Source organism: Dyella lutea (assembly GCF_024158035.1).
In the GTDB taxonomy this organism is placed as follows: domain Bacteria; phylum Pseudomonadota; class Gammaproteobacteria; order Xanthomonadales; family Rhodanobacteraceae; genus Dyella_A; species Dyella_A lutea.
Window position 1 is genome coordinate 1 of sequence record NZ_JAMZEK010000005.1, and the last position, 21203, is coordinate 21203.

At 69.4% G+C, this 21203-nt stretch carries 18 protein-coding genes; 9 read left to right on the forward strand and 9 right to left on the reverse strand.

What is annotated here, in order from left to right:
• Nucleotides 1-176: 176 nt before the first annotated feature.
• The 4 genes from folB to NC595_RS18795 all read left to right on the forward strand — a co-directional run bounded on the left by folB (nucleotide 177) and on the right by NC595_RS18795 (nucleotide 3344).
• The gene (gene folB / locus NC595_RS18780; RefSeq protein WP_253568920.1) at nucleotides 177-536 is read left to right on the forward strand and encodes a dihydroneopterin aldolase; all 360 of its coding nucleotides are present in this window, start codon (nucleotides 177-179) and stop codon (nucleotides 534-536) included.
• Between the two features lie 125 nt (nucleotides 537-661).
• On the forward strand, nucleotides 662-1927 hold the full coding sequence (locus NC595_RS18785; RefSeq protein WP_253568921.1) for a mechanosensitive ion channel family protein: 1266 nt from the start codon (nucleotides 662-664) through the stop codon (nucleotides 1925-1927).
• A gap of 3 nt (nucleotides 1928-1930) precedes the next feature.
• Nucleotides 1931-2431 carry a 2-amino-4-hydroxy-6-hydroxymethyldihydropteridine diphosphokinase gene (folK, locus tag NC595_RS18790; protein ID WP_253568922.1) on the forward strand — a complete coding sequence of 167 codons (501 nt, stop codon included), beginning with the start codon at nucleotides 1931-1933 and terminating at the stop codon, nucleotides 2429-2431.
• A gap of 58 nt (nucleotides 2432-2489) precedes the next feature.
• Nucleotides 2490-3344 (forward strand): DUF6159 family protein, encoded by an 855-nt coding sequence (locus NC595_RS18795; RefSeq protein ID WP_253568923.1) that lies wholly within the window; start codon nucleotides 2490-2492, stop codon nucleotides 3342-3344.
• 124 nt (nucleotides 3345-3468) lie between these two features.
• Here NC595_RS18795 and NC595_RS18800 read toward each other — a convergent pair whose 3' ends face one another.
• The 3 genes from NC595_RS18800 to NC595_RS18810 form a co-directional block, all read right to left on the reverse strand.
• Complete coding sequence (locus tag NC595_RS18800; RefSeq protein ID WP_253568924.1) at nucleotides 3469-4344, reverse strand: lysozyme inhibitor LprI family protein; 876 nt, start codon at nucleotides 4342-4344, stop codon at nucleotides 3469-3471.
• Between the two features lie 143 nt (nucleotides 4345-4487).
• Nucleotides 4488-5234, reverse strand: a complete 747-nt coding sequence (locus NC595_RS18805) for a pteridine reductase (protein ID WP_253568925.1) — start codon at nucleotides 5232-5234, stop codon at nucleotides 4488-4490.
• A gap of 53 nt (nucleotides 5235-5287) precedes the next feature.
• Nucleotides 5288-5926 (reverse strand): hypothetical protein, encoded by a 639-nt coding sequence (locus NC595_RS18810; RefSeq protein ID WP_253568926.1) that lies wholly within the window; start codon nucleotides 5924-5926, stop codon nucleotides 5288-5290.
• Nucleotides 5927-6102: 176 nt separating this feature from the next.
• Between NC595_RS18810 and NC595_RS18815 the strand changes: the two genes are divergently transcribed.
• The 3 genes from NC595_RS18815 (at nucleotide 6103) to NC595_RS18825 (ending at nucleotide 9984) form a co-directional block, all read left to right on the forward strand.
• Entirely contained in the window at nucleotides 6103-8259 is a 2157-nt protein-coding gene (locus tag NC595_RS18815; protein WP_253568927.1) for a TonB-dependent receptor, read from the forward strand.
• A 127-nt stretch (nucleotides 8260-8386) separates the two neighbouring features.
• The gene (locus tag NC595_RS18820; protein WP_253568928.1) at nucleotides 8387-9580 is read left to right on the forward strand and encodes a class I SAM-dependent methyltransferase; all 1194 of its coding nucleotides are present in this window, start codon (nucleotides 8387-8389) and stop codon (nucleotides 9578-9580) included.
• The gene (locus NC595_RS18825) at nucleotides 9577-9984 is read left to right on the forward strand and encodes a VanZ family protein (RefSeq protein WP_253568929.1); all 408 of its coding nucleotides are present in this window, start codon (nucleotides 9577-9579) and stop codon (nucleotides 9982-9984) included. The genes NC595_RS18820 and NC595_RS18825 overlap by 4 nt, the downstream gene beginning before the upstream one ends.
• Here NC595_RS18825 and NC595_RS18830 read toward each other — a convergent pair.
• Nucleotides 9961-12177 carry a sulfatase-like hydrolase/transferase gene (locus tag NC595_RS18830; protein ID WP_253568930.1) on the reverse strand — a complete coding sequence of 739 codons (2217 nt, stop codon included), beginning with the start codon at nucleotides 12175-12177 and terminating at the stop codon, nucleotides 9961-9963. The two genes, NC595_RS18825 and NC595_RS18830, sit on opposite strands and share 24 nt — an antisense overlap.
• Nucleotides 12178-12238: 61 nt before the next feature.
• A complete protein-coding gene (locus NC595_RS18835) occupies nucleotides 12239-13468 on the reverse strand; it encodes a multifunctional CCA addition/repair protein (RefSeq protein WP_253568931.1) in 1230 nt (409 codons plus the stop codon).
• 100 nt (nucleotides 13469-13568) lie between these two features.
• On the opposite strand from NC595_RS18835, the gene NC595_RS18840 reads away from it, so the two are divergent.
• A complete protein-coding gene (locus tag NC595_RS18840; RefSeq protein WP_425493173.1) occupies nucleotides 13569-15236 on the forward strand; it encodes a trehalase family glycosidase in 1668 nt (555 codons plus the stop codon).
• 12 nt (nucleotides 15237-15248) lie between these two features.
• On the opposite strand, the gene NC595_RS18845 is transcribed toward NC595_RS18840, so the two are convergent.
• On the reverse strand, nucleotides 15249-16187 hold the full coding sequence (locus tag NC595_RS18845; RefSeq protein ID WP_253568932.1) for a complex I NDUFA9 subunit family protein: 939 nt from the start codon (nucleotides 16185-16187) through the stop codon (nucleotides 15249-15251).
• A 19-nt stretch (nucleotides 16188-16206) separates the two neighbouring features.
• Nucleotides 16207-18270, reverse strand: a complete 2064-nt coding sequence (locus NC595_RS18850) for a transglycosylase SLT domain-containing protein (protein ID WP_253568933.1) — start codon at nucleotides 18268-18270, stop codon at nucleotides 16207-16209.
• Nucleotides 18271-18404: 134 nt separating this feature from the next.
• Between NC595_RS18850 and NC595_RS18855 the strand changes: the two genes are divergently transcribed.
• Complete coding sequence (locus NC595_RS18855) at nucleotides 18405-19997, forward strand: glycoside hydrolase family 17 protein (RefSeq protein ID WP_253568934.1); 1593 nt, start codon at nucleotides 18405-18407, stop codon at nucleotides 19995-19997.
• Here the strand turns inward: NC595_RS18855 and NC595_RS18860 are convergent.
• Both NC595_RS18860 and NC595_RS18865 read right to left on the reverse strand, forming a co-directional pair.
• Nucleotides 19917-20336 (reverse strand): hypothetical protein, encoded by a 420-nt coding sequence (locus tag NC595_RS18860; RefSeq protein WP_253568935.1) that lies wholly within the window; start codon nucleotides 20334-20336, stop codon nucleotides 19917-19919. The genes NC595_RS18855 and NC595_RS18860 overlap by 81 nt on opposite strands.
• Entirely contained in the window at nucleotides 20336-21136 is an 801-nt protein-coding gene (locus tag NC595_RS18865) for an endonuclease/exonuclease/phosphatase family protein (RefSeq protein WP_253568936.1), read from the reverse strand. The genes NC595_RS18860 and NC595_RS18865 overlap by 1 nt, the downstream gene beginning before the upstream one ends.
• Between the last annotated feature and the right edge of the window lie 67 nt (nucleotides 21137-21203).

Here is a 21203-nt window from a genome sequence, read left to right on the forward strand (position 1 = left end):
CAAGCTGGCCTTGGGCGCAGCCATGCGCAAGCTGCTGCATATCGCTTGGGGAGTGGTGCGTTCCGGCCTGCCGTTCGATCCCAATCGTGCCCTTGTCGGGGGGTAAGTAAGACGGTATCTACCTCTGCGGCAGCAGGCCGCTTGCGCCGCTGCGCGCGGTGCCCGACGCTTACGCGATGGATATCGTCTTTATCGAAGATCTGCGCATCGACACCGTCATCGGCATCTACGACTGGGAGCGGCGGGTGCGCCAGACGCTGTCGTTCGACATCGAGATGGCGTTCGACAACACGCGCCCGGCCGCCAGCGACGACATCGCCGACACGCTCAACTACAAGGACGTGTCCAAGCGGCTGATCGCCTACGTGGGCGAGTCCAGCTTCGGGCTGGTGGAAACGCTGGCCGAGCGCTGCGCGGCGATCATCCGCGAGGAGTTCGGCGTAGCCTGGGTGCGGCTGAAACTGTCCAAGCCCGGCGCCGTGCGCGGCGCGAAGGCGGTCGGCGTGCGGATCGAGCGGGGCGTCCGGCCGCAGTAGGGCGGCCTGTTAGCATGCAAGGCTGCCGCGCGCGCTGAGGCCGGGCCTCGCGTGCTTGCCCGCGACTGCCGCTGCGCCATACGCCTATGGGCCCTGGCGCGGCCTGCACGAGGAGACCCTTCGTCTTGGATTCCCTGCCCGACTGGGCCCGCACGCCCGTGATGCATACCGCCATCGCCGCCGTCGCTCTGCTGCTGGTGGCATGGCTGGCCGGCCTGCTGGCGCGGCTGATCCTGTTCCGCGTGGTACGGGCGATGGCCGTGCGTACGGCGTGGAAGTGGGACGACGAACTGTTCCGCGCGGGCGTGTTCCGCTGGATCGCGCGGCTGGTGCCGGCGGTCGTGGTGCAGTTCGGTCTGCCCCTGGTGCCGGGTCTGCCGCCGGAGGTGGAGCGTCTGGTCGGCAACCTGGCGCTGGGGCTGATGGTGCTGTTCCTGGTGCTGGCGCTCAGCGCCTCGCTCACCGCGATGGAAACCATGTACCGCGCCACGCCGGGCAGCGCGCAGCGGCCGATCAAGGGCGTGATCCAGCTGGGCAAGCTGCTGCTGCTCATCGTCGGCGTGCTGGTGATCATCGGCACCGTCACCGACAAGAAGATCGGCCTGCTGCTGTCGGGCCTGGGCGCGATGTCGGCGGTGCTGATCCTGGTGTTCAAGGACACCATCCTGGGCTTCGTCGCCGGTATCCAGCTGGCCTCCAACGACATGCTGCGGGTCGGCGACTGGATCACCATGCCCGGTGCGGGCGCCGACGGCGACGTCATCGACATCACGCTGTACACGGTGAAGGTGCGCAACTTCGACCGCACCATCGTCACCATTCCCACCTGGAAGCTGATCTCCGAGAGCTACCAGAACTGGCGCGGCATGGCCGAGTCGGGCGGGCGGCGGATCAAGCGCGCGCTGCTGATCGACGCGGCCACCGTGCATTTCCTCGATGCCGAGGGGCTCGAGCGGCTGGGCCGCTTCCGCCTGCTGCGCGAGTACCTGGGCGCCAAGCACACCGAGCTGGCCGAGTGGAACCGCAGCCTGGGCGAGGCCGGCGAGCAGGCGGTGAACCGGCGCCGGCTGACCAACCTGGGCAGCTTCCGCGCCTACGTCACCGCTTACTTGAGCGAGCACCCGCGGATCCATCACCAGATGACCTGCATGGTGCGGCAGCTGGCCAGCGACGCGCACGGCATCCCGCTGGAGCTGTACTGCTTCACCAACACCACCGACTGGGCCGCGTACGAAGGCATCCAGAGCGACATATTCGATCACCTCTACGCGCTGCTGCCCGAGTTCGGGCTGGCGCTGTACCAGCCGCCGACCGGGAACGACCTGCGCGTGGGGCTGGGCGCGGCGCCGCGGGGCGGCGATCATCCGCTACCCGCCCTTGCCCGAGACTGATTCATGGCCCGTGTCTACCTGAGCCTCGGCTCCAACGTCGAGCCGCAGCGTCATCTGACCGCCGCACTGGACGAGCTGCGAGAGCGCTTCGGCGCGCTGGCGGTGTCGCCGGCGTACCGCACCCGATCGGTGGGTTTCGATGGCGCGGATTTCGTGAACCTTGCGGTGGGTCTGGATACCGACCTGTCGCCGCAGGAGCTCAACGACTGGCTGCACGCGCTGGAAGATCGCCAGGGCCGCCGCCGCGACGTGCCGCGGTTTTCCGATCGCACGCTGGACCTGGACATCGTGTTCTACGACCGCCTCGTCACCGAGGGGCCAGGCCACCTGCAGATCCCGCGCGATGAGCTCAAGCACGCGTTCGTGCTGCGGCCCATCGCCGATATCGCGCCGCAGTTCGTGCACCCGGTGACCGGCCGCACCATGGCCGAGCTGTGGGCGGCGTTTCCGGCCGAGACTGCGCCGATGACGGTCGCGTCGTGGCTGGAGTCGTCCGCGGGCTGATCTTCCCCATGCGGCCGCGTTGCGCCACCATGGCGGCATCAACCGGGGAGGGGAATCCATGGGCAAGTTTGCGCGCAGCTGGGACCTGATGAAGGCCAGCGCCGGGGTGTTGCGGTCGGACAAGTCGCTGCTGGTGTTTCCGCTGCTGTCGGGCATCTGCAGCCTGGTGGTGATGGCCAGCTTCCTGATCCCGGTGGCGGCGATGACGATCGAGGGCGAGCGGCTGGGGGTGCACTACCAGCACGGGCTGTCGACGGCGTCGTGGACGCTGCTGTTCTTCTTCTACCTCGTGCAGTACTTCGTGATCTTCTTCTTCAACACCGCGCTGGCCGGCGTGGCGCTCAAGCGCCTGCGCGGCGAGGCGGCGGGGGTAAGCGACGGCCTGGCGCTGGCCGGTTCGCGCTTCGGCGCCATCCTCGGCTACGCGCTGATCGCCGCCACTGTGGGCCTGCTGCTGCGCATGGTGCAGGAGCGGCTGGGGCTGATCGGCCGCTTCATCGTGGGCCTGATCGGCCTGGCCTGGACCGTGGCCACCTTCCTGGTGGTGCCGGTGCTGGCCGGCGAAGGCGTGGGTCCGGTGGATGCGGTGAAGCGCTCGGTCGAGCTGCTGCGTCGCACCTGGGGCGAAAACCTGATCGGCAACGCCGGGCTCAGCGTGGTGTTCGGCGTGATCGGATTCGTGTTCGTGCTGGTGTCCATCGTGCTGGTCGGCGGCGCGTTTTCCACGCACTCCATCGCAGCCGTGGTGGCGGCGATCGGCATCGTGGTGCTGGGCTTCATCACGCTGGCGCTGGTGCAGTCCTCGCTGCAGGGCATCTATGCCGCTGCGCTGTATCGCTATGCGGAGGAAGGCGAGGCCGGCGACGGTTTCCCGCCGGCCCTGCTGGAGCAGGCGTTCCGCACCAAGGGCTGAGCGTCACACCGAGAGCGTGCGGCCGCGGGTCGGACGCACGAGCGGCCAGCCACAGGCACCGGCGAGGCGGCGGCGATCACACCAGTCACGATGGTGCCCACCGCCGCAGCGCCGAGGCCATCGATCATCGATGGAGCGGTTGAGCGCCTTCTGCGGATGCGCGGCCGCCGGTGGCTGAAGGCGGATAGGAGGGCGCGGTAAGGCAGCGCGAGAGCCAATCTGGATCCTCGTCGCCGGTATCCAGATCCGGATCCACCTCCAGCCGCGGTCCGTCGCCATAGCCGGACTGGAACTGCTCTGTCGTCGGGCGGGTGTTCCACGCCTGGAGCCGATCGGCATCGTCGTCGGGGCAGCTTTTGTCGCTGCCACCGAAATCACAGGTGGCCACTGGTTTGAGATGGCCGTTCTCCACGCGGCCTACGGCACGCGTTGTCACGACGGTATAGCTGGCGAAATCCTCGCTCTGCGAGCAGACCCGGTCATCTTGCTGGTAGGCGTGGCCGCCGAAGCAGCTGTAGTACATCTTGTGATCATCGCGCTGGCTGGGGATGAAACCGCACTCCACCCGGTATCCGGCAAACGGGCCGCCGGAGTAGGCGCTCGTCAGTGCGCGCTGACGCAGCGCGGTGGCCACAGACTGCGGTTGACCCTCGGTACGCGCCTGCAGATCGCGGGTGCGCTGGCGCGTCACCGCAAGCAGGATGCTCCGCTGGGTCCGCTTGTCCATGCCGTCGGCCCGGTCCAGCTCCCCCAGATCGCGCTCGCGTGCCGCCAGCCAGCGCCGTTGGCTGGCGATCAGGCTGGTGCGGATGGACGGATCATCGACCTTGTGCAGCAGCGTGAAGTAGGCCTTTGCCATGGCCCGGTCGGCGGCGGCGAGTTGCCCGTCGCTGCAGAGAGTCTTCTCGAGCGGGGTGCTGGCCCGGGCACATTGCATGGCCGCGGCGGGCGTGGCGGCCATCCACAGGCAAAAGATCGCCGTAGAAACGCGTTCCTTCATGGTGTCGCTCCTTGAGTTGTCCCGGCACGGCAGCTGTGCCGGGGCAACAAACCTATCCGCTCGGGCAGCAGGAGGCGAGCGGGGGCGTCCGTGGTGATGGATACGAGCCGGCCGCAAGGAGCCGCCGTACTCCGGCCCGGGCGCTACACCGACAGCGTGCGCCCACCGTCGACGCGGATCACCTGGCCGGTGACGAACGGGGCGTCGCGCAGCAGCCACAGCACGGCGCTGGCGACGTCCTCCGGTGAGCCGGCGCGCTTGAGCGGGGTGCGGTCGAGCATGGCCTGCTTGTCGTCGTAGGACTTGCCTTCGCTGGGCCACATTACCGCGCCGGGTGCCACCGCATTGACCCGCACCTGCGGGCCCAGGTCCAGCGCCAGCGCGCGGGTCATCGCCAGCAGCGCGGCCTTGGCCATGCAGTAGATCGGGTGGTTGGCCAGCGGCCATTCGGCGTAGATGTCCACCAGATTGACGATCGCCCCGCCGGCCCGGCGAAGCGCCGGCGTGGCCGCCTGGGCGAGGAAGAACGGCGCCTGCGCGTTGGAAGCGAACAACTCGTCCCACTGTGCCTGCGTGGCACTGCCGACCGGCGTCGGGTAGAACGCCGACGCGTTGTTGACCAGCGCATCGAGCCGCCCGAACCGGGACAGTGCGGCGGTGACCAGCTCGGGCAGCATATCCACTGCCGCCAGCTCGGCGTGCACCAGTTGCACGCTTTGCTCCCGCTGCTGCTCGAGTTCGGCGGCCAGCGCCTCGGCCGCGTCAGCCGAATGGCGGTAGTGCAGCACCAGGTCGTAGCCGGCGGCATGCAGGGTGCGGGCGATCACCGCGCCGACGCGACGACCGCCGCCGGTGATCAGCGCAACCGGACGGGGAAGGGGTGGACTCATGGGCGCTTCCGCTCAGCTGGATCGCACCAGCTTGCCGCAAACCGCGTGACAGTTCATCGGGTCGCGGCCTCGCTCGCGTCCGTCGCATCGACGAAGCCCGCATCGGCGGCAAACAGCGCGATCGCCGTCGCCGCGACCTGGCGAGTGTCGTAGTAAGCGTACGCGCCGACGCCGACCGCACCGACCACCGGCAGCCAGCGCGACACGCCGGCGCCGACCGCGCGCTGCCCCACCTTCACGCCGACCTGCTTGGCGATGCGCTCGACCACGGTGTAGGTGACGCGGCGGAACAGCAGGCGGTCGCCCATGCGCACCACCAGGTCACGGAAGGCCTGCGCGGCGGTGTGGCGGAACAGGCACCACAGCATCTGCTCGCGCCCAAGCGAGGCCTGCTTGCCGAAGCTGGCGGCGATGTCGCTGACCATCTGCGCCTGGATCCGCCAGATCGCGATCAGCTCCGGCAGTACGGTCATCCAGCCCAGCGGTCCCGGCGGCAGGGCCAGCGAACCGGCGGTGACCGCGGCTCGGCGCGCCGCTCGCTGACCGAGCGCACGCGCGTCGGCGAGCGGGTCGGCGCTTGGCTCGACCTCGGCCGCCGGAATGCGACTGACGAAGTCGAGCAAGGCCTGGGCGACCCGGTCGTGGGCGCCGGGCTGGTAGGGCACCGGCAGCGAGCGGTCGGGCGTGTTCATCGTGCCTCCTCGGACTTCGGGCAGGACGCAAGTGTCGGCACCCGCCGATGAAGCGCCGCCAACGACATTGCCCGGAGCATGACTTCCGGGATGTAAGGCTTCCGCTCCACCTCGCAATGTTATAACGTATCAATTGCGCATAGCCGCTTCCTTCCCTTCCGCTTACTGGACGTTTGATGACTCCTCGCCTGCTTGCCCTCAGCCTGGCCTGCGCCCTGGGCGCATCTTCCGCATTCGCCGCCGATGCCCCCGCTGCGCCGGATGACGCGCCATCGAACACGCCGGCGGCCCGCAACCAGCCGGTCCAGGTCAAGCAGCTCGGTTCGGTGGACGTGAGCGCCGCGCTCGACCAGGCGCGCAACGCCCTGTCGCCGGATACCGGCTCCAGCCAGTACGTGATCGACCGGAAGGCGATCGCCCAGCTGCCGCTGGGCGCGGCCACGCCATTGAACCAGGTGGTGCTGCAGGCGCCGGGCGTGGTGCAGGATTCCTACGGCGGGCTGCATGTGCGTGGCGACCACGCCAACCTGCAGTACCGCATCAACGGGGTGATCATCCCCGAGTCGATTTCCGGCTTCGGCCAGACGCTGGATACGCGAACCATCGAGAACGTGAAGCTGCTCGATGGCGCGCTGCCCGCCCAGTACGGCCTGCGCACGGCCGCGGTGGTCGACATCACCACCCGGAACGGCCACGACCTGGGCAATGGCGGCAGCGTCGGTATCACCGGTGGCTCGTTCGGCACGCTCAACCCGAATGCCTCGATCTGGGGCAGCAAGGACCGCTGGAGCTGGTTCCTCACCGCGAACTATCTGGAGAGCGACGTCGGCGTGGAGAATCCCACGGCCAGCCGCAAGCCGATCCACGACCACACCAACCAGGTGAAGGCGTTCGGCGATGTTTCCTACCTGATCAACGACGATACGCGCCTGAGCTTCATGTTCGGCGCGGCGAACAGCCGCTTCCAGATCCCGAACAACCCGGACCAGCAGCCGAGCTTCGGCTACCTCGCCCAGACCGATTTCAACTCCGCCAATCTCAACGAGCGCCAGCGCGAAACCACCCGCTTCGGCGTGCTGTCGCTGCAGGGCAGGCTGGGCCAGACCGACTACCAGGTGGCGCTGGGCCAGCGCTATTCCAGCCTCGAATTCACGCCAGACCTGATCGGCGACCTGATGTTCAACGGGGTCGCCTCGACCATCGACCGCAGCAATCGCGCCAGTACCCTGCAGGCTGACTTCTCCACCCCGCTGGGCGACCATCACACCCTGCGCTACGGCGTTTACGGCAGCTTCGAGCGGGCGCCCAGCAGCAACAACGCGTGGGTGTTCCCGGCCGATGCCAACGGCAACCCCATCAGCAACGCGCCGATCAACATCCTCGACGGCAACCGCATCACCGCCAAGACCTGGTCGGCCTATGTGCAGGACGAGTGGAGCATCGGCGACAGGCTGACGGTGAACTACGGCCTGCGCGGAGACCAGTACAAGGCCTTCCGCACCGAGAGCCAGCTCAGCCCACGCCTGGGCGCGGTCTACCAGGCCAGCGACTCGACCGTGCTGCACGCCGGCTACGCGCGTTACTTCACGCCACCGGCGACCGAGGCGATCACCACCGCCAACATCGCCAAGTTCAACGGCACCACCAACCAGTTGCCCGACAACGGCGACAACACGCCGCTGTCCGAGCGCGCCGACTACTTCGACGCGGGCATCTCGCAGAACGTCGGCGCCCACCTCACGCTGGGCCTGGACGCCTACTACCGCAGGGTGCAGCGCCTGCAGGATGAGGGCCAGTTTGGCGCCGCACTGGTGTACTCCACCTTCAATTACGCCAAGGGCCGCATCAAGGGCGTGGAGTTCACCGCCAACTATGACAACGGTCCGCTCAGTGCGTACTTCAACCTCGCCGCCAGCCGCGCGATGGGCACGCACGTCATCACCAGCCAGTACAACTTCGCGCCGGACGACCTCGCCTACGTTGCCGACCACTGGATCTTCCTCGACCACGACCAGGCGTACTCCTCGTCCGGCGGCGTGAGCTACGCCTTCGGCGACGACACCCGGGTCGGCGCCAACTATCTGTTCGGCAGCGGCCTGCGCAGGGACGGTGCCGTCCCGAACGGCGCCTCGCTGCCGGCCTACTTCCAGCTCAACCTGAGCGTGTCGCACGACTTTGACTTCGCCAGCACCGGCAAGCTGCATACCCAACTGGCGCTGATCAACGCACTCGACCGCGTGTACGAGCTGCGCGACGGCAGCGGCATCGGCGTGGGTGCGCCGCAGTTCGGTCCGCGGCGCGGACTGTACCTGACGCTACAGAAGGACTTTTGACGCGATCCGGTCGCCCCGCCACACCCGGAGCGGGGTGCCAGATGGTCGCGGCGCACCCCTCGCCGCGATCCGTTCCGGCCCGACCGACCCGGTATCCTTGCGCGCTCAACCAACCGACGACGCGCCCATGCAGGACCGACTCCCCGAACCTTCCGCCGACGAACGCGCGCACTCCGCGCGCCTCGTCGCGATGCTGCGTGACGAGATCGCCGCGCACGGCCCGATGCGGTTCGACCGCTACATGGAGCGCTGCCTCTATGCCCCCGGGCTGGGCTACTACAGCGCCGGCACCACCAAGTTCGGCGAGGCCGGTGACTTCACCACGGCCCCCGAACTGGGCGAGCTGTTCGCCCGCTGCGTGGTGCAGGCGATGGCCCCGGTGCTGGCCGCGTGCGGCGACGCGGCCGACTTCCTCGAGCTGGGCGGCGGCAGCGGCGCGTTCGCCGAGGTCGCCCTGCGGGCGATGGACGAGGCCGATGCGCCGCCCCGTCATTACCTGATCCTGGAGCCCAGCGCGGACCTGCGCGAGCGCCAGCGCGAACGCCTGTTTGCGGCGCTGCCCGCCGACGTGGTCGCGCGCGTGCAGTGGCTGGACCGGCCGCCGTCCGCGCCGTGGCGCGGCGTGCTGTTCGCCAACGAAGTGGTCGACGCGCTGCCGGTGGTGCGTTTTGCGATCCGCGACAGCGCCGTCTTCGAGGAGGTCGTCGCCGTCGATACCGATGGCCGGCTGGTGCGCCAGGATCACCCGGCCAGCGGGGGCACCGAACAGGCCGTGCGCGCGCTGGAGCACGAGCTCGGCGCACCGTTCGCTGACGGCTATCGCTCGGAGCTGCTGCCGCAGCTCGCCGCGTGGATCGCCGCGATCGCCGCCCCGCTGGAGGCCGGGGCGATGCTGCTGGTCGACTACGGCTTCGCCCGCCGCGAGTACTACCTGCCCGGAAGGCGCGACGGCACCCTGATGGCGCACTATCGCCACCGCGCCCATGCCGACCCGCTGTACCTGCCGGGGCTCAACGACCTCACCGCATCGGTCGACTTCACCGCGCTGGCCGAGGCGGGTGAGCGGGCCGGCTTCACGCTGGTGAACTATCTGCCGCAGTCCGCCTTCCTGATGGCGTCGGGCCTGCCGCGGGCGTTCGAAGCGGCATTCGCCGCCGCACCCGACGAGGCCGCGCGCTACCGGCTGGCCCAGCAGGTGAAGCGGCTGACCCTGCCCGAGCAGATGGGCGAGCGCTTCCAGGCAATGCTGTTCGCGCGCGGCCTCGTCCCGCTGCCCATCGACGAGGACCTGGTCGGCGAGCGCCCGGCCGCGCGGCTGTGAGCGCAAGCCCCGCGCACCTGCGCTGGCATCGCCGCTGGGTCGCGCTGGGCCTGGCGATCATGGCCTGGACGCTGTGGATGGCGTTGCGCCCCGATCCCGGCATCACGCTGGCGGTGCCGGACGGCGACAAGCTGCTGCACGCGGTCACCTTCACCTGCCTGATGGGTTGGTGGGGCAACGTCTACGCCTCGCGCGGCGCGCGGGCCTGGGCGGCGCTCGGATGTCTCGCGTTCGGCGTCTTCATCGAGTTCGCGCAGTGGCTGGATCCACCGCGCGACGCCGATGCCTTCGATGTGCTCGCCGATGCCGTGGGCATCGGCGTGGCCGCACTACTGCTGCGCACGCCGCTGTCCCGCGTGTTGGCCCGGGTCGAAGCCTGGTCAGTGGCCCGCCGGCGCGCTTGAGGCGCTTGCGGGCGTGTTGGCCGAACCGGTTGCCGCCGGCATATCGCCGCTTGCTGCCGGGGTCGGCGGCAGCGGCTGTACCGGCGTGCTGTCCTCGGGGCGCCGCGCCAGCTCGCCGTGCTTGAACAGGTTCGCGGCCACCTGGTAGTAGGCGATCGCTTCGTCCACCAGCGCCTGGTCGACCGGGTGCGCCGCCGTCGCGTCGCCGGTGGCGAAGTCGGGGACCAGTTGCTCCATCTTGCGGCCGGGTTCCAGCGCGGTCAGCAGGCCGTGGCGCAGGTAGCCGAGCTTCTCGTAGGTGGCGGGGAAGGCGCGCTCGCGGCCGGGCTCGAGCTGGAACACGTCGTAGCCGAAGAAGCGGCTGCGGTAGCTGAAGTGCAGCAGGCCCAGCAGGGTCGGCGGCACGTCGATCTGCGCGGTGAGGCGCTCGACCTTCTGCGGCGGGATGTGCGCCGGCGAGTAGATGTACAGCGGGATGTGGTAGCGGTTGATCGGGATGCTGGCCTTGCCGGCGCTGGCCGCGTCGTGGTCGGCGGTGATCACGAACACGGTGTCCTTGAAGTACGGCTTGTCCCTGGCGCGCTTGAGGAAGTCGCCGATCGCCCAGTCGGTGTAGGCCACCGCGCCGGAGCGCGAGCCCTGCGGGAAATCCACGCGCCCGGCCGGGAAGGTGTATGGCCGGTGGTTGGAGGTGGTCATGATGTGCAGGAAGAACGGCTTGCCCTGCGCATGGATCCGGTCCATCTGCGCCAGCGCCATGGTGTACAGGTCCTCGTCGGACACGCCCCATACGTTCTCGTGGTGGATGATGGCGCCCTTCGGGTAGTCCTTGCGGTCCACCGCCAGGTACCCGTTGTGGCTGAAGAAGTAGTTCATGTTGTCGAAGTAGCCGTAGCCACCGTAGACAAACTCGGACACGTAGCCCCGGTCGTTGAAGATGTCGGCCAGCGAGAACAGGTTCTCGTTGCCCTTCATCTTGATCACCGAATCGCCCGGGGTCGGCGGGATCGACAGCGAAAGCGCCTCCAGCCCGCGCACGGTACGGGTGCCGTTGGCGTAGGCGTTCTCGAAGAACATGCTCTGCCGGGACAGCGCATCGAGCTGCGGTGTGAGGTGCTGCTTGTTGCCGAACACGCCCAGGTAGTCCGCCGACAGGCTTTCCACACTGATCAGCACGACGTTGAGATGCTCCTCCGGACCGTTGTGGCGGATCTCGCGGGTGAGATCGTGCGGGCTGTCGTTGAGATAGGTGGCTTCCGGTGTCTTCAGCAGCTTGCGCACGCGCGCATAGGCCTCGTCCTGCGGCAGCGTGCGGTAGAACTTGGCGTAGTCGAGGTGGCTGGAGCGGAACGCGGCGAAGAACTGGAAGATGCCGTTGCCGGCCAGCTCGTTGACGTAGTTGTTGTCGGTGCGGTCTTTCATGTCGGCGGTGAAGCCGGCGGTGACCAGCACGCTCAGCACCAGCCACGTCAGCGCCAGCACGCTGCGGGTGCCGAAGCGCGAGCCTTCGTCGCGGCGCCACACGCGCCGCCGGCTCAGCCACAGAACCAGCACCGCGCCGACGGCCAGCAGGGCCAGCCAGGTACCGATCGGGTAGGACTCGCGGATGTTGCCGATCACCTCGGTGGTGTAGACGAGGTAGTCCACCGCGATGAAGTTGAAGCGCACGCCGAACTCGTTCCAGAACACCAGCTCGGCCGCGCCCACGAACATCAGACCGAACAGCATCGCCAGGGCCAATCCGTACAGGTAGCCGCGACCGCTGCGCCGGTTGTACGCCAGCGCGGGCAGCGGCAGCAGGTAGATCGCCAGGATCGCCAGCGGCCACACCTCGTGCAGGCTGGCCTGCCACTTCAGGTACAGCAGGCCCCAGCACAAGCCGAACCCGGCCAGCAGGGCGGCGATCCAGCCGAGCCAGCCGGCCAGGCTGCGCACCGCGGGGCGCTCGGTCGGCACGATCCACAGGAACAGCACCAGCGGCCAGGCGACGTAGACGAAGGTCACCAGGTCGGCGATCGCGCCCACGCCGAACGCGTAGAGGTAGTTGAGCGGGTTCGGGCTCACGCCCTTGCCGGTCATCACCAGCAGCGCGATGCGCGTGATCACGCCGATCACCAGATACGTGGCGGCCAGCCAGCCCAGTGGGCGCAGGCGCTGGCGCAAGGGCGAGGAGGAAGGATGGCTCAGGGACACAGGCGACTCCGGAACATGGACCGCCGCACCAGCGCGAAGGCGTTGGCGTCGGCGCGAAAGGTCAATTGTTATATTGTTTCACATCGCCGATGGCGCTGACGCGCGCGGCATCCATCGCGGCGCCAACGGCCGGGCCGCGCAGGCCGTTCTCGATGAAGGGGGCGGCGGTCACCGCCGCGGCCGCCGCACGGGCCTGTCGCAGGTAATCGCCGGCGGGATACGGATCGTCTTCATGCCCCAGTCGCCCGCGCTTGTCGGCCCAGCAGGCGGCCAGAAAGGTCTCCAGCCGCTCCGGTCGGCGCAGGGCGTCCAGCGCGGTGAGCAGCCTGAGCACGGTCGCCGGCTTGAGCTCCAGCGCGCGATGCGCGTTGAGGTGTTCGCGGCAGACGTGTTCGGCCAGCGTCGCGTGCTCGGTCGGTACCTTGAGCCTGGCCGAGAGCGCGCGCACGAGCGGTACGCCGGCATGCTCGTGGCCGATGTGCCGTGGCAGCGCCTCGGTCGGCGTGAGCGCCTTGCCCAGGTCGTGACAGAGCGCGCAATAGCCGACCAGGTCATCGCCGGTCGCGATCGTGGCAGCCGCGTCGAGCACCAGCTCCATATGGGTGCCGGTGTCGATCTCCGGGTGGAACTCGGGGCGCTGCGGTACGCCGTACAGTGCGTCCACCTCGGGAAACAGGATCGCCAGCGCGCCGCTCTCGCGCAGCACGCGCAGGAAGGCCGACGGCCGCGCTTCGGCCAACGCGCGCCGGGTTTCGGCCCACACGCGCTCGGGCACCAGATGGTCCACCTCGCCGTTCGCCACCATCTGGCGCATCAGCGCCATCGTCTCGGTGGCGACAGTGAAGCCGAGCGGCGCGAAGCGCGCGGCGAAGCGTGCCACGCGCAACAGGCGCACCGGATCCTCGACAAACGCCAGCGAGACGTGGCGCAGCACGCGCGCCTCGATATCCTGCCTGCCGCCGTAGGGGTCGACCAGTGTGCCAGCCTCGTCCCGCGCGATGGCGTTGATGGTGAGGTCGCGCCTGGCCAGATCCTCTTCCAGCGTCACCTCGGGATCGGCATGGAACGCGAAGCCGTGGTAGCCGCGGCCGGTCTTGCGTTCGGTGCGCGCCAGCGCGTACTCCTCGCCGCTGTCCGGGTGCAGGAAGACAGGGAAGTCCTTGCCGACGGGTCGATAGCCGAGCGCGACCAGTTCGTCCGGCCGCGCGCCGACCACGACATGGTCGCGGTCGACCACGGGCCGGCCGAGCAGTTGGTCGCGGACGGCGCCGCCGACGAGATAGATACGCATCGGGGCATTCTGCCATGACGTTCCTTCACGCCCCCGCAACGGCATCGCCGGACGTCGGGCGTTATCCTCGTGCGATCCGTCCGCCGCCCGAGGGAACGCCGTGAAGCGTCGTAGTCTCCGCCCCGTCCTCGCCGCGATGCTGCTGCTGGCCAGCACCGCCGTTGCCGCCGCCCAGGCCGATCCGGCCGCGACCCGCGCCTATATCGACAAGGCTTGGACCACGCTGACCCGGGCCACTGACGACTGTGCGTCGCTGGTCGATCCGAAGGTGGCCACCGAGCCGGTGTTGTACCTGCCCGCCGACGTGCCGATGCCCGGGTCGCTCGAGGCCACGCGGCATCGCTGCAAGGTCGACGTGCGGCGGCTGCCGCGGGTGGTGACCGCGCTGGGCCAGATCGACGCGCGCACGCTGCCGGTGCAGGGTCTGCTGTACCTGCCGCGTCCCTACGTGGTGCCGGGCGGCATGTTCAACGAGATGTACGGCTGGGACAGCTATTTCATCGTGCTGGGCCTCATCGCCGATCATCGCGTGGACCTGGCGCGCGGCATGGTCGAGAACTTCCTCTACGAGATCGACCACTACGGCGGCGTACTCAACGCCAACCGCAGCTACTACTTCAGCCGTTCGCAGCCGCCGTTCCTCGGCGAGATGATGCGCGCGGTGCTGGACGACCCGGCCAGCTTCCCCAGCGCGGATGCCGCCACCGCCTGGCTGCGCAAGGCTTATCCGCTGGCGGTGAAGGACCATGCGATCTGGCTGAGCAAGCCGCATCAGGCCGGCGACACCGGCCTGGCACGCTACATGGATCTGGGCGCCGGTCCGGTGCTGGAGATGCGCAACGCCGATTACCTCAAGGGCGTGATCCGCTACCTGGAAAAGCATCCGGCGAAGAACCGCGGCTACCTGGTGAAGGCGTCGGAGCATCCGGATGCGACCGAAGCGGCGCGCCTGAAGACCCGCAGCTGCGATCTGGCCGCCTCGCCCATCTGTGCCGACGCCTGGGCCGACGGCTACCGCCTCAGCGCCGACTACTACGCCGGCGACCGCGCGATGCGCGAGTCCGGCTTCGACACCAATTTCCACTTCGGTCCCTACGGTGCCGCGACCCACCACTACGCCGCGGTGGGTCTCAACAGCCTGCTGTATCGCTACGAGCGTGACCTACACGATTTCGCCCTGCGCCTGGGCAAGCCCGCCGAGGCGGCGCACTGGGCGGCATTGGCGGCGCTGCGCAAGGCAGCGATGAACAAGTACCTGTGGCGGGCCGACCGCGGCCTGTTCATGGATTACGACACCACTACCGGCCAGCCTTCGGATGATCCCTACCTGACCACCTTCTATCCGCTGTGGGCCGGGCTGGCGACGCCGGCGCAGGCGAAGTCGGTGCGCGACCGCTTGGCGCTGTTCGAGCGCAAGGGCGGCCTGGCGATGAGTGATGATGCCAGTGGCGCGCAGTGGGACCAGCCGTTCGGCTGGGCGCCGACCAACTGGCTGGCGGTGAAGGGGCTGGACGACTACGGCTTCCACGACGACGCGCGACGCATCGCCGCGAAGTTCGCCAGCACGGTAGATCGCAGCCTGGCCGCCGACGGCACCATCCGCGAGAAATACAACATGGTCAGCGGCAATGCCGACGTGCAGATCACCGCCGGCTACACCGAGAACGTGATCGGCTTCGGCTGGACCAACGGCGTGTGGCTGAAGCTGCATCAGCTGCTCGACCGCGCGCCGGCGGGCAAGGACGAAACCGCCGCCGTCACGCCCTGATCGCGGCGGTGCTCAGCGTGCGTGGCGGCGGGCGGCGTCCAGCCGCCGCTGCCGCGGCAGGCCGCCGACCAGCCGCGGCAGCCACGGCGTGAACGGCTGCGGCACGATGCCCAGCGCGGCGTAGCCGTCGGTCTTCGCCACCGAATCGGTGCGCAGCGAGAGGAAGTTGTCGCGCGAGAACGGCTTGCCCGGCAGCCACTCGGCGACCTGTGCCTGCAGCCGGCCCAGTGCATCGGGCAGCGGCAGGATCCGGGTGTGCAGGCCGGCCGCGTCGCGGATGGCGGCGACAATCGCGCCCAGCGTGAGCACCTCGGGGCCGTACAGTTCGAAGGCGCGCTGGTGCGACGGCGCTTCGCCGGCGACGCAGCGGGCGATCGCCTCGACCACGTCGCCGACCCAGGTGGGTGCCATCTTCGCCTGCGCGCGGGCCAGCGGCAGTAGCGGCGTCATCTTCAGGATCTTCGCAAAGCGCCCGACCAGGCCGTCGCCGTCGCCGAAGATGACGCTGGGCTGGTAGATCGTCCAGTCCAGTCCGGACTGGCGCACCCGCGCCTCGGCTTCGCCGCGGGTCTTCAGGTACTCGCTCAGTCCCTGGCCCGCCTTGAGCGAGCTCATCTGATGCAGGCGTGCCACGCCGGCCGCGCGGCAGGCTTCGATCACCTTGCCGGTCAGCTCCACGTGCACGCGCTGGAAGGTCTGGCGACCCTGGCAGTTGAGGATGCCGACCAGGTTGATGACGGCATCGGCACCGGCGAACGCGGCACGCAATCGGTCCGTCTCGTGCACGTCGGCATTCACCAGCCGCACGCCCGGCGTCACCGCGAGGGCACGGTGCTGTTCCCGATTGCGCGTCAGTACGGTGATGCGATGACCGTCACGGGCGAGCCGGGGCAGCAGATGGCTGCCGACGAAGCCGGTGCCACCGAGAACGACAAGGGCCTGGACGGTCATGCGGGAGTTCCTTGAATGATCAGGATGAGCCGGGGCTGGGCGGTGCCGCGACCGTGGCGCTATCGGCCGGCGACTCCGCCGCCGTGGTAGCCGGACAGCCGACCGGTTTGCGCACCGTTCCGGGGCCGGGCGGTACGTAAGCCTGTCCGATCGGCGTCATCCGCGCATCCAGCGGCACCGCGCGACCGGTCAGTCGCCAGTCGTAGATCACGCTGAAGGCCATCACCCGCGCCACGTATTCGCGGGTCTCCTTGTACGGAATGGTGGCGGTGAACAGATCCGGCGGCAGCGAGCCGCGCTCGCCCAGCCACTGGTCCACCTTCATCGGGCCGGCGTTGTAGGCCGCGCTGGCCAGCCACGGCGCGCCGTTGAAGCGCTGCGCCATCTGCGCCAGGTAGCGCGTGCCCAACTGCACGTTCACCACCGGGTCGTACAGCGATTCGCCGCCGGCCCATGGCAGTCCATAGGCGCGGGCGACCTGCGCGCCGGTGGCCGGTAGCAGCTGCATCAGGCCGCGTGCGTCGGCGCCGGAGTGGGCGTCGGTCATCCACGCGCTCTCGGCACGGGCGATGGCGTAGGCCCAGGCCGGATCGATGCCTGCCTGCGAGGCCTGCTCGACCATGTGGTCCTGCCGCGCCAGCGGGAAGCGCAGGTCGTACAGGCGCAGCGCGTCGCCGCTGGAGAAGGTGAACACGGCGCGGTCGTACCAGCCGCGCTGGTTGGCCAGCAGCGCGGCTTCGCGCCGAGTCGCCACGCTGCTGCCAGCCAGCGCGCGCGCCCACTCGCGCCGCGCGTCGCGGGACAGGCCCACCGCATAGAGCTCGAAGGCGCGCTGCATGCCGGGCTCGGCGAGCAGGCTGCGGGCAATCGCGGGATCGTCGCCGATCGAGTCCGGACAGATCGCATAGGCATTGCCGCTGCGATCCGCGGCGAGGAAGCCGAAGTAGGTGGGCTCGGTAGCGAGCTGCGCAAACAAGGCGTCGGCCTGGCGGGTGCGTCCCAGCGCGGCCAGCGCGCGTGCCTTGAAGTAGTCCCACTCGCCGTCCTGTCGCTGGTCCGGTGCCAGCGCATCGATGGCCTGCAGCACGGCGCGCCAGTCCTGCCGCGCCAGTGCCACGCGCACGCGCCACTCGCGGGTGGCATCGGTCTGCGCGTCGGACGGCAGCTCGCGCAGCCGCTGCAGCGCGTGGTCGTCGAAGTCGGTGGCGTGGAACAACGCCAGTGCGGCGAGCACGTCGTCGCGCTGCGACTGGCTGAAGTGGAAGCGCCGCTGCAGGTGCAGCCAGCCCGTATCCGCCGCGTTCGTATCGCGCCGCGCCAGCCGTTGCAGGGCGCGCGCGGCAGCCTCGCGATGACGCGGCGTGTCCGGCCAGTGTGCGGCCTCCTTCACGGCCTTGGCGGGATCGCGCAGGGCCAGCGCGAGGCGTTGCGCGGCGACGGCGTCGCGCTTCGGCAGCCAGGCCGCCAGCGAGGCGATCGTGCCGCCGGCACCTGCCGCCATGGCGCGATCGATCCGCGCCCACAACCGGGTCGGCGTAAGCAGGCCGGCGTCGTGTGCGGCCTGCAGCAAAGGATCGCAGGCACTCGGCAGCGAGGCCTTCTGCCACAGCGCGTCGAGGTCCTTGTCGAAGTCCAGCCGATGCCCCTGCGCCATTCGTGCCTGCAGTTCGTCGCAGGCCAGTGCATCGCCCAGGCCGTCCCGGTACAGCGCCATGAAGCCGGTCCAGTCCTGCCGGCGCGCCAGTTCGCCGAGGAAGGCGCGGCGCAGGTCGTCGGCGGGAATCAGCCCGGGGTACCGTTTGAGGTAGTCCTGCACGCGGGATGTATCGAGCTGCTGCAGGTCGTGCTCGAGGGAAGCCGCCTCGAGGTAGGGGTACAGCATGTAGTGCTGCAGGCCGCGTGCCTGCGTACGCCAGGCATCGCCGCCCTGCTGGGCGGTTGCATAGGCCTGCCTGAATGCTTCGCGTTGGGCGTCGGCATTCGGCGCGGCATCGCTGCCCCGGGCGGCGGCGAGGAGCAGGATCAGGGCGACAAGGCGGGGAGCGAGGCGGAACGGGCGCGACGGGGGACGGGCGGCGTGCATTGGATCTCCTGCGTGCAACGTTTCGAGTGTAGTGCAGCGCTTACGAACGGCGGCCAACAGCGTGAAGGGGCGCCTGCGATGAGTGTGTGCATGGCGCTGATACACTCGCGCGCTCGTCCCTCTCCCGGATCGTCATGACCTCCGCGACCACGTCTTCGACGCGCCCGCACTGGCCGGTCTGGCTGGGGCTCTGGCTCGCTGCCGCGGCGGGCCTGTGGTGGTGGTGGGCGGCCGGCCGGCCGGTGGCGCTGCCGGATGCGCCGTCCGCGCGCATCGCTTGCGTGTCCTACTCGCCCTATCGCCGCGAGGGGCAGACACCCTACGACCCGGCGACCTTCATCTCGCCCCGGCAGATCGATGCCGACCTGCGCGCGCTGTCGCGTCGCTTCGACTGCGTGCGCACATACTCCGAAGGCCAGGGCCTGGACGCCGTGCCGGCGATCGCCGGGCGCTACGGCATGAAGGTGCTGCTGGGCATATGGATCGGTCGTGACCCCGTGGCCAACGAAAGGGAGATCGCCCTGGCAGCGGCTGCGGCGCGGGCGCATCCCGAAGTGCTCCGTGGAGTCATCGTCGGCAATGAGGTGCTGCTGCGCGGCGAGCAGTCTTCCGCGGCGCTGGCCGGCTACCTGCGACAGGCGCGGGCGTTACTGCCGCCGGCCGTGCCGGTGACCTACGCCGATGTGTGGGAGTTCTGGCTGCGCCACCCGGAACTGGCCAGCTCGGTCGACTACATCACCATCCACGTGCTGCCCTACTGGGAGGACGATCCGGTGCCGCCGCAGCGCGCCGTGCAGCATGTGGCCGACGTGTATGCGCGGGTGCGCGCGGCGTTTCCCGGCAAGCCGGTGATGATCGGCGAGACCGGCTGGCCCAGTGCCGGCAGGCCACGCGAGGCGGCCACGGCGAGCCTGGTCAACGAAGCGCGTTACCTGCGCGAATTCCTGCGCTATGCCGCCACGGTGCAGATGCCGTACAACGTGATCGAGGCTTTCGACCAGGCCTGGAAGCGCGAGCAGGAAGGCACGGTGGGCGGCTACTGGGGCATCTTCGACGCCCACGCCCAGCCGAAATTTCCGATGCAGGGGCCGGTGACCGAGATCCCGTGCTGGTGGCTGGGCCCTCTGGCGGCGCTGGCGATGGCGGGACTGTTCGTCATGGTCGGCGGCTGGCGTCGCCACTGGCGCGGTGGGCGGGGCTGGCTGGCCCTGAGCGGCGCGGGACTCGGATCGGGCACGGCGCTGGCGTGGCAGGTGCGGCAGATGATCTATGCCTGCGGTCCCTGGTGGGAGTGGGCGATCAGCCTCGTGGCCTGCCTGCTGGCGCTGGGCACCGCACTGGTGCTGGCCCGCGCGCTGGCGGCATGGCTGGCCGGCGCGGCGGCGCTGCCGGCGGGCGCTCGCTTGCGCTTTGGCTGGCTGTTCGCGCTGGCTTACTACGGCCTGCTGCTGGTGTTCGACGGCCGTTATCGCGACTTTCCGCTCGGCCTGTTTGCCCTGCCGGCAGTGGGCTACGCGTTGCTTGCGCTGCTCGGTCGTGCGGCCCTGGTCCCGTCCACGCGCGAGGAGCGGTTCCTGGGAATGCTGCTGCTGGTGCTCGGTGCGGCGGTATTGGCGCAGGAACTGGGGCTCAGCCCGGCAGCCTGGCTATGGTTCGGCCTGAACGTGCTGCTGGCCGCGCCGGGCTGGTTCGCCCGTCCGCGCCGGATCGTTCGCCCGCACCAGTAGCAGGGCGCCGACCAGCAGGGCCAGCGCGCCACTCTCATAGCAGTAGAGCTCGATCGCCAGCAGACCCAGCGCAGCGGCGAAGGCGGCACTCCAGCGGCGCCGGTACAGCAGGGCGAGAGCTGCCGCGAGGAGCGCCGCTGCACCGTAGACATCATGCAGGAAGCCCTGTACGACCAGGTCGCGCAAGCCGCACCAGGCCGGCGCCCCCGGGCCGCCGGCGGCACATCGGTCGCCCAGACCGGGCGGTTCGACCAGGCCGTAGCGCAGCGCAGCAGCGATCGCGCCGGCAAACAGGACGACGATCCAGGCGAAGGCGGCCCGACCCCGCTGAGCGCGCATCAGCGTCGCACCCGCTGCAGCCGCGGCGCCACGTGCGCGGGCAGACGCACCTCGGCGGCGATGGGCAGGTGGTCGGAGAACGCCTGCGGCAGCGTCCAGACCTTGTCGAGGTGGATGTCTGCGGAGGTGAGAATGTGGTCGAGCGCCCGGCGCGGCTTCCAGCTGGGGAAGGTGGGCGTCGGTTGCTCCGGTGGCTGCAGCCGGCACTTGGCGAACAGGTGCCGCATTTCCGTGCTGTGTGCCTCGGTGTTGAGGTCGCCCATCAGCACCGCGTGCGGGAAATCGGCCAGCAGTTCGCCGATGAAGGCCAACTGCCTGGCACGGGCCGGGGCGCTGAGCGAGAGGTGCGCGATCATCACGGCGAGCGCATCGTCGCCTTCGCCGAAGCGCGCCAGCATGGCGCCGCGACCGGGGATGCGGCTGGGCAGCGGGTAGTCGTAGACGCTGTGCGGCTCCATCCGGCTGATCAATCCGTTGGCCGAATGCGCGAGCTTGGCCACCGGGCGGTTCGGCTGGTGGCTCCAGAACGGCATGCCGGCGGTCTCGGCGAGGTAGCGCGTCTGGTTGAGGAAGCCCGATCGCAGGCTGCCTGCGTCGGCTTCCTGCAGGCCGATCACGTCGAACTGCGGCAGCAGTTCGGCGAGGCGATCGAGGTTGTCCAGCTTGCTGCGGCCGGGCAGCACCGCATTGAGGCTGCGGGTGACGTATTCACGGTATTTCTGCACGCTTCCGCCCGCGAGGATGTTGCAGCTGAGCAGTCGCAGGCGACGCTCGGGAGCAGGAGGGGCGGATCCGGTCATGGCGGGGTCGGGCACTGCGGCGGGAGGGAAAACGATCGACAGCATGCCGCGCGCCGCGTGAACGTCA